Genomic DNA, 13,339 nt, shown 5'->3' with positions numbered 1-13,339 from the left:
GCTTCGCGCCGCCGCCCGCCGCCGCGGGAGCCGGTGCGCCGCAGGCGAGCCCGGGTGCACCCGTGCGGTTGACCAAGGGGGAGGAGCGGCTGCCGGTCGACATGCGGAAACGGTTGTCCCTGCGCAAGGAGCAGGTGGCGGTCTCACTCGCCAAACACGGTGTGCCGCAGCTGACCGCGCGGGTGATCCTGGTGCTGGACGCGTCCGGTTCCATGGCCATGCTCTACAGCAAGCAGGTCGTGCATCGGGTGGTCGAGCGCATGGCGGCGGTCGCCGCGCAGCTGGACGACAACGGCGCGATGGCGGCGTGGACCTTCGCCAGCAACTGCGCGCGCCTGCCGGATCTCACCATCGGTGATCTGCCGCAGTGGCTTTCGCTGCACGTACGCGGCGGCGAGTTCAAGATCCTGCCCGGTTCGGGGCGCAAGAAGCTCCAGCCCGGTCAGGTCGACATGCGCCGGATCGGTATCCAGAACGAGGAGCAGAAGGTCATCGCCGAAGTGCGGGCCCAGGTCCGGCACGAGCCGTCGCCGCTGCCGACGCTGGTGCTGTTCTTCTCCGACGGAGGCGTCTACAAGAACGCCGAGATCGAGGCCGAACTCCGTGCCGCGGTGGAGGAACCGATCTTCTGGCAGTTCATCGGCCTCGGCAGCAAGGCGGGCTACGGGGTCCTGGAGCAGCTGGACACCATGGCGGGCCGCCGCGTCGACAACGTCGGCTTCTTCGCGGTCGACGACATCGACACGGTCACCGACGCCGAGCTCTACGACCGCCTGCTCGGCGAGTTCCCCTCCTGGATCAACGACGCCCGCCGAGCGGGCATCCTGCGCTGAGTTCCCCGGGTTTCGCCCCGCGCAGCGTTGCTGTGCGGGGCGACGAGTTGTCGCACGTACCAGCGGTTGAAGGTCAGCGGCGCACCGGAATCGTTCAGCCCCGGGTTCGGCTCGCTCCGTCCCCGCCCGATCGCCGGACAAACCGCTGCGGCGTGCGGCCTGCTGTCCTCTGCCACTGTGACCTGCGCTGCGGGGTCACGCAGGTCCCGGTGTGGTGCGACCTCGCCCGGCGCCGCGCTCGGATCAGCTTGCGCGGTAGTGGTGTGGCTTCGACCGGAAGCTGGGGATCAAGGGCGGGTGGTCAGGTCGCGGGCTCCCGTTCGGGGGAGGTCAGTCGTTCGGCCTCGTCGAGCCAGTTCAGGTACCAGCGGGTGAAGGTCACCGGTGCGCCGGAATCATCGAGCAGCGGGGTCATTTCGGCCCTGTCGACCCGATCGTCGGACCAGATCCGGCCGCCGTGCGGCCCGGTGATCACCAGCCACTGGCGCATGGCGCAGCCCAGGTGGCAGATCGCGGCCGCGCCCGCGGTCAGATCGTCGCTCCACCACACGGCCGTGTACCGCTCGTCCCAGGCTTCGTAGACCAGGTCGAACTCGTCCTCGTCGTCGAACTCGTCTTCGTCCGGCTCCTCGGCGCGCAGGGCGGCGAGGAGTTCCCGGTCCGGCCCGCGCGCGGGGAACGGTTCGGCCAGCCTGCCGAGTTCGGTCAGATCCGCGCCGTCGCCGTCCCAGCGCCAGCGGCCATCGACCCGCCGCACCGGGAACAGCCCGTAGGACGGTCCCGCACCGCCCGCGCCGACCTCGAGCAGGAAGGCCCGGTAGTCCGCGGGCAGCGACGTCCCGATCTGCGCCTCCAACTCGGCGACCTCGCCGGGCGACAGCACCGGATCGAGCTCGAACCGGTGGCCCTGCATGCCGAAGATCGAGCTGTTCGCACGCCCGAGTGCCGCGACGCGCTCGCGCACGCCGTCCCAAATCCGATCGCTCACCCGCGGCAGCCTAGCCGCACTTCGCCCCGCGGCGGCTCAGAGATCGCGGCGCATGACCGTGCGCGGCCAGCGATCCAGGCCGTACTCGGCCTCGCCCTTGCGAATCTTGCTGAGCCCGGGGGTCAGGTCCGAATCTTCGATGATCTGGAAGCCCAGCCGTTCGTAATACGGTGCGTTCCAAGGCACTTCGACGAACGTGGTGAGCGTCAGCGCGCCCAGGCCCGCTTCGCGTGCGAACCGGCCCGCGTGTTCGATGAGCTCGCGGCCGATGCCCCGGTGGGCGGCGTCCGGATGCACCGACACCTGGCCGATGTGCTCGGTCTCGTCCACTTCCTCGCTGATGAGGTAGGCGATCGGGGTGTCGCTGTCGTCGTCCACGGCCACCCAGGCGCGCCCCGCGCGGCGGTGTTCCTCCAGCATTTCGATGGTGGGCGGATCATCTTCCGCGATCTCCGTCATGCCTACGGTCCGGAAGGGTTCTCCGGCCGCGGCCTCGATGTTCTGAAGGGTGGGGAGGTCGTCGAATCTCGCCGCACGAATGCGCATTTTTCGAAACTAGCGCACCCGGGCGGCGGATTCACTCCGATACCCGGTTCGCCGCCCCCAGCACGGCGGACAGCAATCCCGGCAGCGCGGCGTCGACGTCGTCGAACCGCAGGCGCTGGCAGGTCTGGCCGTCGATCATCACCCGTTCGGTGAGCCCGGCCTCGCGCAGGATCTTGAAGTGGTGGGCGGCGGTCGACTTGCCGATGGTCTCGTACAGGGCCGAGCAGCGCAGCGGCCCGCCCGCGTTGCCCAGCCGGCGCAGCATTTCCAGGCGCACCGGATCCTGGAGCGCGCCCAGCACGGCCGGCAGCGGCGCCACCGGCAGGACGGCGGGCAGGGGGGACTCGTAGTGCAGCGCTTCGATGTCTGCCATGAGCTACCTCACTCGAATATCGGGTTTGACGACGATCGAACCAGGAGTAGCGTCAGGTTCGATCATTATCAAACTTACCTGATGGAGGCTTCGATGGCAGCGTCAGTGACGCACCCGGGCCGGGTCGACACGCAGGGCAGCCAGACGTGGGCGTACGCGCTGGTGCTGGCCGCCAGCGGCGTCGCGCTCGGGGTATCCGGCGCGCCCGCTCCGCTCTACGGGCTGTATCAGCAGGAGTGGCATTTCTCCCCGCTGACCACGACCTTCGTCTTCGCGGTGTACGCCGTGGCCGCGCTGGCCGCGGTCCTGGTCTCGGGCCGCATCTCCGACGTGGTCGGCCGAAAGCCCGTGCTGCTCGGCGCTTTCGGCATCATGATCGCGGGCCTGGTCGTCTTCCTGCTCGCGGACAACGTGGCCATGCTGCTGGTGGCCCGCGCCCTGCACGGCACCGCGGTCGGCGCGATCGTGGTGGCCGGGGCGGCCGCGCTGCTGGATCTGCGGCCCCAGCGCGGCGCGCGCTCGGGCCAGCTCTCCGGGGTCGCCTTCAATGTCGGTATGGCCGTGGCGATTCTTGGCTCGGCGCTGCTCGCGCAGTACGCCCCGCACCCGCTGCGCACCCCGTACGTCATCATCACCCTGGTCTGCCTGGTCATCGCCGCGGGCGTGCTGCTGCTGCGCGAGCCGCACACCGCGCGCACCAACGGCCGCATCCGCATCGCCAAACCGGCCGTGCCGCAGGAGATCCGCGGGGACTTCTGGTTCTCCGCGCTCGGCGTCATGGCCGCCTGGTCGGTGCTCGGGGTGCTGCTGTCGCTGTATCCCTCGCTGGCCGCGGCCCAGACCGGCATTCACAACCTGGTCTTCGGCGGCGCGGTCGTGGCCTCCACGGCGCTGGCCGGTGCGATCACGCAGCTGTTCGCGACCGATATTCCCGCGCGGCGCGCCGCGATCGCCGGTGACATCGGCATGGCGATCGCGCTGGTGCTGACCATTCCCGCGCTGGCCACCGGCCGCTGGGGCCTGGTGCTGCTGGCCGGGTTCGCCCTGGGCGCGACCTTCGGACTCGGCTTCGGTGGTTCGCTGCGGCACCTGTCCAACGTTGTGCCGCAGCACAAGCGGGGCGAGACCATGTCCGCCTACTACCTGCTCGCCTACTCCGCCATGGCGCTGCCGACGGTGCTCGCGGGCTGGGCGGCGACCACCTGGGGCATCGAGAACATCTTCCCGTGGTTCGTGGGCGCGGTGGCCGTGGCCTGCCTCGGTGCGGCCGGGCTCGGGCTGCGGCGGCAGGTGGAGACCGTTCCGGTCGCCGCCGAGGTCACCGAACCGCAGTTGCCCTAGCGGGCCGATCGCGCCCCCGGAGCCGTATGCGGGGGCTCGGCGTCCGCGCAGCACGGCCCGGTGGGATCCGCTCGTTCGGCGTCGCCGCCCGCGGCCCGGACCTGCGGTTCCAGCGCGAAACATACTGCCCGAGATCGCATATCGGGCCATGCTGTGCGTTTCGCGGGACCGATCGCTATCCTTCCGCTATGCGGTGGTGGGCGAGGTTCGGTGGGTCGTTGAGCCGGACGGTGAATCGATCGGCGCTGTTGTTCTCGGTGCTGGCCGCGGTGCTCGGCACCCTCGCGCTGCTCGGCGTCACGTGGTGGCTGCTGTGGCGTCTGCTCGGGGCGCAGGCCGAAACCCCGAGCAGGGTGGAACTCACCAAGATTGCCCTGGCGCTGGCGGCGGGCATCGGCGGCGCGGTGGCGCTGGTGGTGGCCTACCGGCGTCAGCGTGATCTCGAGCGCGGGCGCTTCGCCGATCTGTTCGGCGCCGCGGCCAAGCAACTGGGCGATTCCGATGTGGCCGTTCGCATCGCCGGGGTGTACGCGATGGCCGGGGTGGCCGACGAATTCTCCGCGGTCGGCCGGCGGCAGCAGTGCGTGGACGTGCTGTGCGGGTATCTGCGCCTGCCGTACGCGCCGGACGAGGGCGTCAGCCACCTGGTGTCCAAATCCCAGCGCATCGAGGATTCCGGGACCGCGGTGGAGCGGGTCTACCACTTCCGCCAGAACGATCGCCAGGTGCGCGAGACGATCGTGCGCGTGATCGCCGACCGGCTCCGGCGCACGGCCCAAACCTCGTGGTCCACCTGCGATTTCGATTTCTCCGACGCGACCTTCGAGAACGCCGACTTCTCCGACGCGGTCTTCGCGGGCCGCAGCACGCGGTTCAGCAACGCCGGCTTCACCGGTTCGCGGGTCACCAGTTTCGAGCGGGCGCGGTTCCTGGGCGCGCGGGTCACCTTCCGCGGGGCCATGTTCCGCGGGTCCGAGACCACGTTCGAGCACGCGCGTTTCGCGCACACCCACATCGCGGCCGCCGAACGGGACAGCGCGGGCACGACCTTCATCGACGCCACCTTCGGCGGTTCGGTCACCTTCGACAACGCGGTGTTCGGCGGCGGGCGGACCGCGTTCACCCGGGCCAGATTCGCGGGGGAGCGCACCGGATTCGCCGGTGCGCGCTTCGCCGCCGACCTGACCTCGTTCGAGCGCGCCATGTTCGACGGCGATCGGGTGACCTTCACCAGCGCCGAATTCACCGGGGCCCGTACGAGTTTCATCGCCACCCGGTTCTTCGCCGAGGCGACCGCGTTCGACTGCGCGCAGCTGGGGGCCAAGACCAGGTTCCGGGCCGGTCGCACCCGCGAGGTGTCCTTCGCGCGGGCCGAGCTGCACGGGAAGATCTCCTTCGCCGACGCGGTGCTGGGCGGGCGCGCGGTGGTCTTCAACGGCGGTGACTTCTTCGGCGAGATCTCTTTCCGCCGTGCGGTGTTCGAGGCCCGCGACATCAGTTTCGAACGGCCGAAGGCGTGGGTCGGGGTGCAGGTCGACTGGGCGGGCACACCCGGTGCGAAACCGGCCAACGTTCGCCCGGAGCAGTGGCCCCCGCCGCTCGCAGACACCCCGCCCGCGGTGACGGCGGGCAAGGACGCGGTCAAGGAGAAGGCGGGCGCGGATTCCGCGGGCTGATCGGGGCGGGTGCCCGGAGACGGTCCGAGTCGAACTCGGCGCCGGGGAGCGTGATCCGGGTTCCGACCCGCTGCCCGGCGCGCCTGATACGGGCGGCCGAATCAGCGAGCGGGGAACCGCAGCAGGCGGTCGTCGCCGGTGCGCGCGTCACCCCGGCCGTCGCGGTTGGAGGTGCCCACCCAGAGGGCGCCGTCCGGTGCGACCGCCACCGCGCGCAGCCGCCCGTAGCGGTCCTCGAACCGGGCGCTCGGTTCCCCGGCCGTGCCGTCCCGCAGCGGGACCGTCCACAGCCGCTCCCCGCGCAAGGCGGCCACGTACAGGGTGTCCCCGGCGATGGCGATCCCCGACGGCGAGGCGTCGGCGGGCTTCCACACCGTCACCGGGTCGGTGAACCGCCCGCCGCGGGTGTCGCCCCGCCCTTCGACCTCGGGCCACCCGTAGTTGCGCCCGGGCTCGATGAGGTTGATCTCGTCGAAGGCGTTGCGCCCGAACTCGGCCGCGAACAGCCGCCCGTCCCGGTCCCACGCCAGCCCCTGCACGTTGCGATGCCCGAGGCTGTAGACCGGCGACCCGTCGATCGGGTTCCCCGGTGCGGGCGCGCCCTCCGGGGTCAGGCGCAGGATCTTCCCGTCCGGGTTCCCGGCGTCCTGGGATCGCTCGGCCTCGCCCGCGTCCCCCGTGCCGGCGTACAACATGCCATCGGGCCCGAAGGCGATGCGCCCGCCATTGTGGTTGGCGGCCTTGGTGATTCCGCTGAAGATGACCTCCGGCTGACCGTCGAGCCGGAATCGGACGATGCGATTGTCCTGCGCGCCCGTGAAATACGCGTACACATACCCGTCGCGCGCATACCCCGGCGAGAGCGCCAGCCCCATCAGCCCGCCCTCACCCGACGCTTCCACCCCCGGCACGAGATAGACCTGTTCCGCCGCCCCCGCGCCCACCCGCACGATCCGCCCGCTGTCCCGCTCACTCACCAGCGCACCCCCGTCGGGCAGAAACACGATCCCCCACGGCGTGTCCAGCCCCTGCGCGATCTCCTGCCCCGCCCCGAGGTCCACCGTCCCGTTCGCCACACTGCCCGCGGTGGTCGCCGCGGTGGTCGCCGCCGTCCCGCCCGGCGGAGGATCCGCCCCGTCCCCGCAGCCCACGGCCACGACAAGCAGCAGCATTCCGGTCACGAGTCGAACGGGAACGGCACCCATCCCCCCATCCTGCGCGAAAACCCCCGCGAGCGCCGCTCCCAGTGCGTCCCTGCCCCGTGTTCGCCCCACCCGGCCCGGCCCGCGAGCTCGGGCGCGTACACCTCAACGGGGCCGGGGAGTTCACCATGCCGTCGCCCCGGCGGGTGTCGACCCGAACGGCGAATCATGCTCCGTGGGTGGGGGTTCGGTGTTCGTCACATTGCCCGGGCTCGGGTGGGTGCGATAGCTTGCAGGCGCAGCGGGTTGGGAATTGTAGGCGATTCCACGTGTGGGGTGGGGAGTTTCGGACGTGCAATCTGTGCTGATCGGCATGGCGGTGGCGCTGCTGTGCGCGGCCGCCGTCGGGGGAGGGTTGGCGATCGCGAGAGTGCGACGGGTGCGGGGGAATTCCCCGCCCGGGCGGGCCGCGTTCGTGGCGCGGGTGCTCGCGCCGGCCATGGCGGTGCTGGGGTGGGCGGTGTTGATCGGCACGCTGATACCGGTGCTTGGGCCGCCGACCGGTGACACCGTCGCCGGGACGGCCGTGCCCGCCGCGCCCGGACTGATTCCCGCCGCCGTCGTCACCACGCCGACGAGCACGAAACCCGTTGCCCCCGATCCCATGTCACTGCTGAAGCCCGGCGACTGCGTCGAGGTGCCGATGGAGCGCACCACCGACGCGCAGGGCCGCACCGCCTGGCAGCCGGGTAGCCCGGTCCAGGCGGACTGCAACACGGTGGACGCGAACTACCGTGTGCTGCAGACCGGTCCGGGCGAGTGCACCGACCCGCTCTACAAACTCGAGTCCAGCCGCCGCGACCGTTCCGGCAATCTGATCTACCGCCTGTGCCTGGCCTTCGACTGGCGCGTCGGCTTCTGCTACGACACCGCCGACATGGACGAGCCCGCCAAGGTGGCCTGCGGCAGTCGCGGGGCCAATGTCGTGCGGGTCACCGCCGTACTGACCGACACCACCAGCGGCGCGGCCTGCCCCCGCGACGACCAGGGCGCGGTCTGGGTCGTCTGGGACAAGCGCCGCATGACCGTCTGCTTCCGCGGCTCGGACAAACCGGGCCACTGATCGGCGTGTGTCCCGGCGATCGGGGTCTGGCCCCGCCCCGCCCCTGCGGCCGGGCGGTGCGCGTTCCAGGCGTTCCGGGAGACCTCGCTCTGCCTTGCGGTCGGGCGGCCGGGCGGCGCGTGTTCCAGGTGTTCCGGGTGACCTCGCTCTGCCTTGCGGTCGGGCGGCCGAGCGGTGCGCGTTCTGGTGTCCCGGGTGACCTCGCTCCGCCTTGCGGTCGGGCGGCCGGGCGGTGTGTGTTCTGGTGTCCCGGGTGACCTCGCTCCGCCCTGCGGTCGGGCGGCCGGGCGGTGCGCGTTCCAGGCGTTCCGGGAGATCTCACTCAGCCCCGCGGTCGGGCGGCGCGCCCCGGCGTTCCGGGCGACCTCACTCCGCCCGCAGCCGCCCCACCGTGATCACGTCCGGGATCAGCCACTCCGGCACCGGCCGGCTCACCTTGCGCTGGTCGACGACCTCGAAACCGGCGTCCGACAGCAACTTCCGGGTCTCGCGGGGCGAGGGCGCGTGCGCGGGGAAGCGCGGGCTGCGGGTCAGGCGCTGGATGGGTCGCACGGTCGGCGCGGAGGGGTGCATGGTGGCGATCGCGACCAGGCCGCCGGGAACCAGCACCCGCGCGAACTCGCGCAGCGCCACCGGGTGATCGAAGAAGTGGAATGCGCTGGTGGACACGATCGCGTCGAGCTCGCCGGCCCCCAGCGGCAGCTTCTCCGCCGCGGCGTTGCGCCAGTGCACCGCGGCCGAGCGGGCCCGGCCCTGGGCGAGCATGCCGGTGGAGGCGTCCACGCCGTACACGACCTCGGGCTTCAGTTCGCGGGCGATGCGCGCGGTGAGAATGCCGGTGCCGCAACCGATATCGGCGATCCGCCGGGATCGGGCCGCCCGCAGTTCGGCGATCACCTGATCCTGCGGCGGCAGGTAGACCGCGCGCTGCAGGGCCGCGGTGTCGTAGGCGCGGGCGACGTTGCCGAAGAACCGGGTCACCACGCTGTTGAGGCCGCGATTGCCCGCGGTGTGGGACGTGCTGTTCATGGGTGCTCCTATCCGGTCCCATCGAAGCAGATTTTCAACTGTCTGGGAAGGTTCACGGCCCTGCGCACCGGCGGGCCCGTGGAGTAGCGTCTGGCGCATGAGGATTCGTGGTGCCGTACTGGAACGAATCGGGCAGGCTGCGCCCTTTGCGAAGTCGAAGCCGATCAGCGTGAGCGAACTCGACCTGGGTGATCCCGGCCCCGGCGAACTGCTGGTGCGCATCGAGGCCGCCGGGCTCTGCCATTCGGATCTGTCCGTGGTGGACGGCAATCGGGTCCGGCCCGTGCCCATGCTGCTCGGGCACGAGGCCGCGGGCCGGGTGGAGGCGGTGGGCGATCCGGACGGCGACATCGCGGTCGGCCAGCGCGTGGTCATGACCTTCCTGCCGCGCTGCGGGGAATGCTCGGGCTGCATGAGCGAGGGCCGCACGCCGTGCCTGCCGGGCAGCATGTCCAACAACGCCGGGGAACTGCTCGGCGGCGGCCGCCGCCTGCTGCGCGACGGGGAAGCGGTGCACCACCACCTCGGTGTCTCGGGTTTCGCCACGCACGCCGTCGTCGATCGCCGCTCGGTGGTGCCGGTGGACGACGACGTGCCCGCCGACGTCGCCGCGGTGCTCGGCTGCGCGGTGCTGACCGGCGGTGGGGCGCTGCTGAATTCGGCGAAGCCCGGCCCGGCGGACCGCATCATGGTCGTGGGTCTCGGCGGCGTCGGCATGGCCGCCGTCCTGGTGGCGGCCGCGCTGCGCGAGGGCACCGGCCGCGAGGTCATCGCCGTGGACACCGTCGGCGACAAGCTCAAGGCCGCCCTGGAACTGGGCGCGAGCGAGTCCTACACCCCGGCCGAGGTCGCCGAGCAGGGCATTCAGGCCGAGATCGTGATCGAGGCCGCGGGCAATGTGCGGGCCTTCGAGACCGCGGTGAACGCGACCGCGCCCGGCGGCACCACGGTCACGGTCGGCCTGCCCGCCCCCGACGCCCGCGCGAGCATCTCCCCGCTGGCGCTGGTGGCCCAGGGCCGCTCGATCATCGGCAGCTACCTGGGCTCGGCGGTGCCCGACCGCGACATCCCGGAGTACGTGCGCATGTGGCGTGAGGGCAAGCTCCCGGTGGAGCGGCTGATCTCCGCGCGCATTCGCCTGGAGGACATCAATCAGGCCATGGACGACCTGGCGGCGGGCCACGCCCTGCGCCAGGTCATCATGTTCGACTGAGCCGCAACAGATTCCGGACCGCGATCAGCGCACGTCGATGCTGATGGTCGCGGTCCGGGTCTGCGCGGGCAGCTTGGTGGTGTCCACCAGCAGGATCTCACCCGAGTCCTGCACGCCGTTGGGCAGCGTCTTGGCCTTGAGCTTGAACGGCGGCTGCTCCCCGGTCGCGCCCTCCAGCCCGAAGTCGCTGTCGTTGGCGATGTACAGCGTCTTGCCGCCGTCGGTGGTGGCCACGCCCTCGACCTTGTCGTGCCCGAAGAACTTGCCGTCCGGGTTCAACCCCGAAACCAGCGCCGACAGATCGAGATTCGACTTCTTGGCCACGGTGGTGATGCCTGCCTTCTGCAACGCGGTGATCCCGTCCGCGGTCGGCACCGCGCCCACGTAGGTCTCGAGCGCCTTACCCTCGACGAGCAGTCCCCGCGCCGGATCGTACTGCGCCCCCGGCACCTTCGAGTCCGGCCCGACATCGGTGGCGCCGCTGATGTCGATGGTCCACAGCTTCTTGTTCGCCTTGGGCGCCTTGTTGCCGTCGCGCTCGTCGACCAGGAAGGTGGTGTTGCTCAGCGCGGTGATCTCCGAGACCGCCAGCTTCTCCTTCGGATCGTGCAGCGGGTACACGAATTCCTTGACCGCCTTGGTCTTCAGGTCCACGGTGACGATGCGGGTCATCGGCACCTCACGCGCGGAGGTCAGGCCGGGCGTGGTGAGCCCGCTCTGCACGACGCCGACCAGGGTGCTGCCGTCGGGGGTGACGGTCAGGCCCTCCATGCCCTGATTGGGCGTGCGCAGCGACAACTCCCCGGGCAGCCCGCGTCCCGGCGACAGCCGCTCCAGCTCCACGCCCTTGGCGTCGAAATGCACCAGGAACGGCCCGTATTCGTCCGAGACCCAGAAGGTGCCGTCGGCGAGCGCGACCAGGCCCTCGCTGTCGATGCCGTGATCGGTGGGCGCGAGCACGTTGCCGTTCAGGTCGCGCATGGTCTCGCCGGTGTCGGCGGACAGATCGACCAGCCCGTTGAAGGGCTGCCCGGCCGGATTCTTCAGCGGGATGGTCGATTCCACCGTGGCCCGGGTACCCGACAGCTTCAGCTTGGCGATGGTCGGTGTGAAATCCGGTGTGACGGCCAGCTTCTCGTTCTTGCCCTTGCCGTCCACGTTCGGCCCGCGATCGGTGAGCCCGTAGAACTCGTCCGTGGATCCGGGCACCGGGACGAACGCCGAGCCGAAGGCGCTGCCCTGCACGGTGACCCCGCCGAACTCGCCCAGCGGCTTGACATCGGTGGTGAACAACCGCACCGCGTCGGTGGTGGTGACGGTGATGCTGTCGCTGCCGGTGTACCCGGCGGCCGGGGTGTAGACCAGCGCGCCGTCGATGCGGCGGGTCAGGCTGCCGTGCTGCGGATCGGCGAGCGCGACGGCCGCGCTGCCGCCGGTCTTGCCGAGCAGCTCGTCCAGGGAGATCACCAGCGGCTGATCCTTGGCGGCGGTGAAGTCGGCCCCGGCGTCGGCGGAGCAGCCGGCGGTGACGGCGGCGGCGCACACGGCGGCTGCCACGAGCGCGGTACGGGTATTGCGGCGAATTCTCACCAGCGATGCCTATCGCGCCGAATCGTCCGCCAGTTGACCGCGCGCTGAACATTTGCCCGCACCCCGGGAGTGACACCGGTCATGCGGGTCAAGGGGGTCCGACCGCGCCGGACGCCGGGAGGATAGGCTCGATCGGCACCCGTGCGGGTGCGCAGGCGATGTAGGCGTAGAGGAGACCAGGTGACCACGAACCGGATCCGGGTGGGTGTGCTCGGGGCGCGCGGCAAGGTCGGGCAGGCTATCTGCGCCGGTGTCGAGGCGGCCGCCGATCTGGAGCTCGTGGCCCAGGTGGACAAGGACGACGCGCTCGAAGCCTTCGTCGAATCCGGCACCCAGGTCGTCGTCGACTTCACCCACCCCGACGTGGTGATGCCGAACCTGAAGTTCCTGGTGGAGAACGGCATTCACGCCGTGGTCGGCACCACCGGCTTCGACGCCGACCGCCTCGAGCAGGTGCGCGGCTGGCTCGCGGGCAAGCCGGAGACCGGCGTGCTCATCGCCCCCAACTTCGCGATCGGCGCGGTGCTGTCCATGCGCTTCGCCGAACAGGCCGCCCGCTGGTTCGACTCGGTCGAGGTCATCGAACTGCACCACCCCAACAAGGCCGACGCGCCCTCGGGCACCGCCTTCCGCACCGCCGGCATCATCGCCGCGGCCCGGGAGAAGGCCGGGGTCGGCCGCAGCCCCGACGCCACCAGCCAGGAACTCGAGGGCGCGCGCGGCGCGGATGTGGACGGCGTGCGCGTGCACTCGGTCCGCCTGGCCGGTCTGGTCGCGCACCAGGAGGTGCTGTTCGGCACCCAGGGCGAGACCCTGACCATTCGCCACGACTCCATGGACCGCACCTCGTTCGTGCCCGGCGTGCTGCTCGGCGTGCGCAAGATCCCGCTGCTGCCCGGTCTGACGGTGGGCATCGATCCGCTGCTCGACCTGTGAGCGCCGCCGACCCGAAGAAAGTCAATCGCGACGTCCTCAAGGTCGTCGCGTTCATCGGGGTCATGGCCCTGGTGCTGGTCTTCTACTTCCTGAGCCTGGGCCACCGTGCGATCTTCCTGCTGACCACCGACGACGAGCAGTACAGCGGGGTGATCTTCCGGGTCGTCGGCGTCGGCATCCTGATCCTGCCGTTCGTCGGCCTGTGGGCGCTGTCCTCCACGCTGCGCGCGGCCTGGGATCACCAGCGCCTGGCCCGGCGCGCCCGCGAGGAAGGCTTCGAGGTCGACGTCTCGGACCTGCCGCGCCGCCCGTCCGGCCGGCTCGAACGCGCCGCCGCCGATCAGCTCTTCGAGACGGTCAAGACCGAATTCGAGGCCGATCCCGACAACTGGCGCACCAACTATCGCGCCGCCCGCGCCTACGACTACGCGGGCGACCGCACCCGCGCCCGCGAGATCATGCGCCGCGCGGTCGACCTCGAGCGCGCGGAACGCACCGCCGCACAGTCCTGAACGGATACTTGCCCTTTGGGCTGACGGGCCGCCACGC

The 13,339-nt window shown here is 71.0% G+C and carries 13 protein-coding genes; 7 read left to right on the top strand and 6 right to left on the bottom strand.

The window, feature by feature from the left end:
- The coding region (locus ABZ319_RS31185; RefSeq protein WP_354990100.1) for a VWA domain-containing protein at positions 1–833 on the top strand (833 nt) is incomplete at its 5' end.
- Positions 834–1,134: 301 nt separating this feature from the next.
- Here the strand turns inward: ABZ319_RS31185 and ABZ319_RS31180 are convergent.
- The 3 genes from ABZ319_RS31180 to ABZ319_RS31170 are packed head-to-tail and all read right to left on the bottom strand — an operon-like array spanning position 1,135 to position 2,740.
- Positions 1,135–1,821: an SMI1/KNR4 family protein gene (locus ABZ319_RS31180; RefSeq protein ID WP_354990099.1), complete on the bottom strand. Its 687-nt coding sequence runs from the start codon at positions 1,819–1,821 to the stop codon at positions 1,135–1,137.
- A 36-nt stretch (positions 1,822–1,857) separates the two neighbouring features.
- Positions 1,858–2,367 carry a GNAT family N-acetyltransferase gene (locus tag ABZ319_RS31175; RefSeq protein ID WP_354990098.1) on the bottom strand — a complete coding sequence of 170 codons (510 nt, stop codon included), beginning with the start codon at positions 2,365–2,367 and terminating at the stop codon, positions 1,858–1,860.
- A 31-nt stretch (positions 2,368–2,398) separates the two neighbouring features.
- The gene (locus tag ABZ319_RS31170) at positions 2,399–2,740 is read right to left on the bottom strand and encodes a helix-turn-helix domain-containing protein (RefSeq protein WP_354990097.1); all 342 of its coding nucleotides are present in this window, start codon (positions 2,738–2,740) and stop codon (positions 2,399–2,401) included.
- Positions 2,741–2,833: 93 nt separating this feature from the next.
- Here ABZ319_RS31170 and ABZ319_RS31165 point away from each other — a divergent pair, with 93 nt between their 5' ends.
- Both ABZ319_RS31165 and ABZ319_RS31160 read left to right on the top strand, forming a co-directional pair.
- Positions 2,834–4,081, top strand: a complete 1,248-nt coding sequence (locus ABZ319_RS31165; protein ID WP_354990096.1) for an MFS transporter — start codon at positions 2,834–2,836, stop codon at positions 4,079–4,081.
- Positions 4,082–4,269: 188 nt separating this feature from the next.
- Positions 4,270–5,757 (top strand): pentapeptide repeat-containing protein, encoded by a 1,488-nt coding sequence (locus ABZ319_RS31160; protein ID WP_354990095.1) that lies wholly within the window; start codon positions 4,270–4,272, stop codon positions 5,755–5,757.
- A 101-nt stretch (positions 5,758–5,858) separates the two neighbouring features.
- Here ABZ319_RS31160 and ABZ319_RS31155 read toward each other — a convergent pair whose 3' ends face one another.
- Positions 5,859–6,962: a PQQ-dependent sugar dehydrogenase gene (locus ABZ319_RS31155; RefSeq protein WP_354990094.1), complete on the bottom strand. Its 1,104-nt coding sequence runs from the start codon at positions 6,960–6,962 to the stop codon at positions 5,859–5,861.
- A 289-nt stretch (positions 6,963–7,251) separates the two neighbouring features.
- Between ABZ319_RS31155 and ABZ319_RS31150 the strand changes: the two genes are divergently transcribed.
- The gene (locus ABZ319_RS31150; RefSeq protein WP_354990093.1) at positions 7,252–8,022 is read left to right on the top strand and encodes a hypothetical protein; all 771 of its coding nucleotides are present in this window, start codon (positions 7,252–7,254) and stop codon (positions 8,020–8,022) included.
- Between the two features lie 366 nt (positions 8,023–8,388).
- Here ABZ319_RS31150 and ABZ319_RS31145 read toward each other — a convergent pair whose 3' ends face one another.
- The gene (locus ABZ319_RS31145; RefSeq protein WP_354990092.1) at positions 8,389–9,051 is read right to left on the bottom strand and encodes a methyltransferase domain-containing protein; all 663 of its coding nucleotides are present in this window, start codon (positions 9,049–9,051) and stop codon (positions 8,389–8,391) included.
- Positions 9,052–9,148: 97 nt separating this feature from the next.
- On the opposite strand from ABZ319_RS31145, the gene ABZ319_RS31140 reads away from it, so the two are divergent.
- Positions 9,149–10,264, top strand: coding sequence for an alcohol dehydrogenase catalytic domain-containing protein (locus ABZ319_RS31140; RefSeq protein WP_354990091.1), 1,116 nt, complete (start codon positions 9,149–9,151; stop codon positions 10,262–10,264).
- 24 nt (positions 10,265–10,288) lie between these two features.
- Here ABZ319_RS31140 and ABZ319_RS31135 read toward each other — a convergent pair whose 3' ends face one another.
- Positions 10,289–11,854, bottom strand: a complete 1,566-nt coding sequence (locus tag ABZ319_RS31135) for an esterase-like activity of phytase family protein (RefSeq protein ID WP_354990090.1) — start codon at positions 11,852–11,854, stop codon at positions 10,289–10,291.
- A 195-nt stretch (positions 11,855–12,049) separates the two neighbouring features.
- Between ABZ319_RS31135 and dapB the strand changes: the two genes are divergently transcribed.
- Positions 12,050–12,790: a 4-hydroxy-tetrahydrodipicolinate reductase gene (dapB, locus tag ABZ319_RS31130; protein WP_354990105.1), complete on the top strand. Its 741-nt coding sequence runs from the start codon at positions 12,050–12,052 to the stop codon at positions 12,788–12,790.
- Positions 12,791–12,852: 62 nt separating this feature from the next.
- Positions 12,853–13,302, top strand: coding sequence for a hypothetical protein (locus ABZ319_RS31125; RefSeq protein ID WP_354990104.1), 450 nt, complete (start codon positions 12,853–12,855; stop codon positions 13,300–13,302).
- Positions 13,303–13,339: the final 37 nt, after the last annotated feature.

The organism is Nocardia sp. NPDC005978 (assembly GCF_040614455.1).
Lineage (GTDB): Bacteria > Actinomycetota > Actinomycetes > Mycobacteriales > Mycobacteriaceae > Nocardia.
This window is presented reverse-complemented; position numbering and strand designations above follow the sequence as displayed.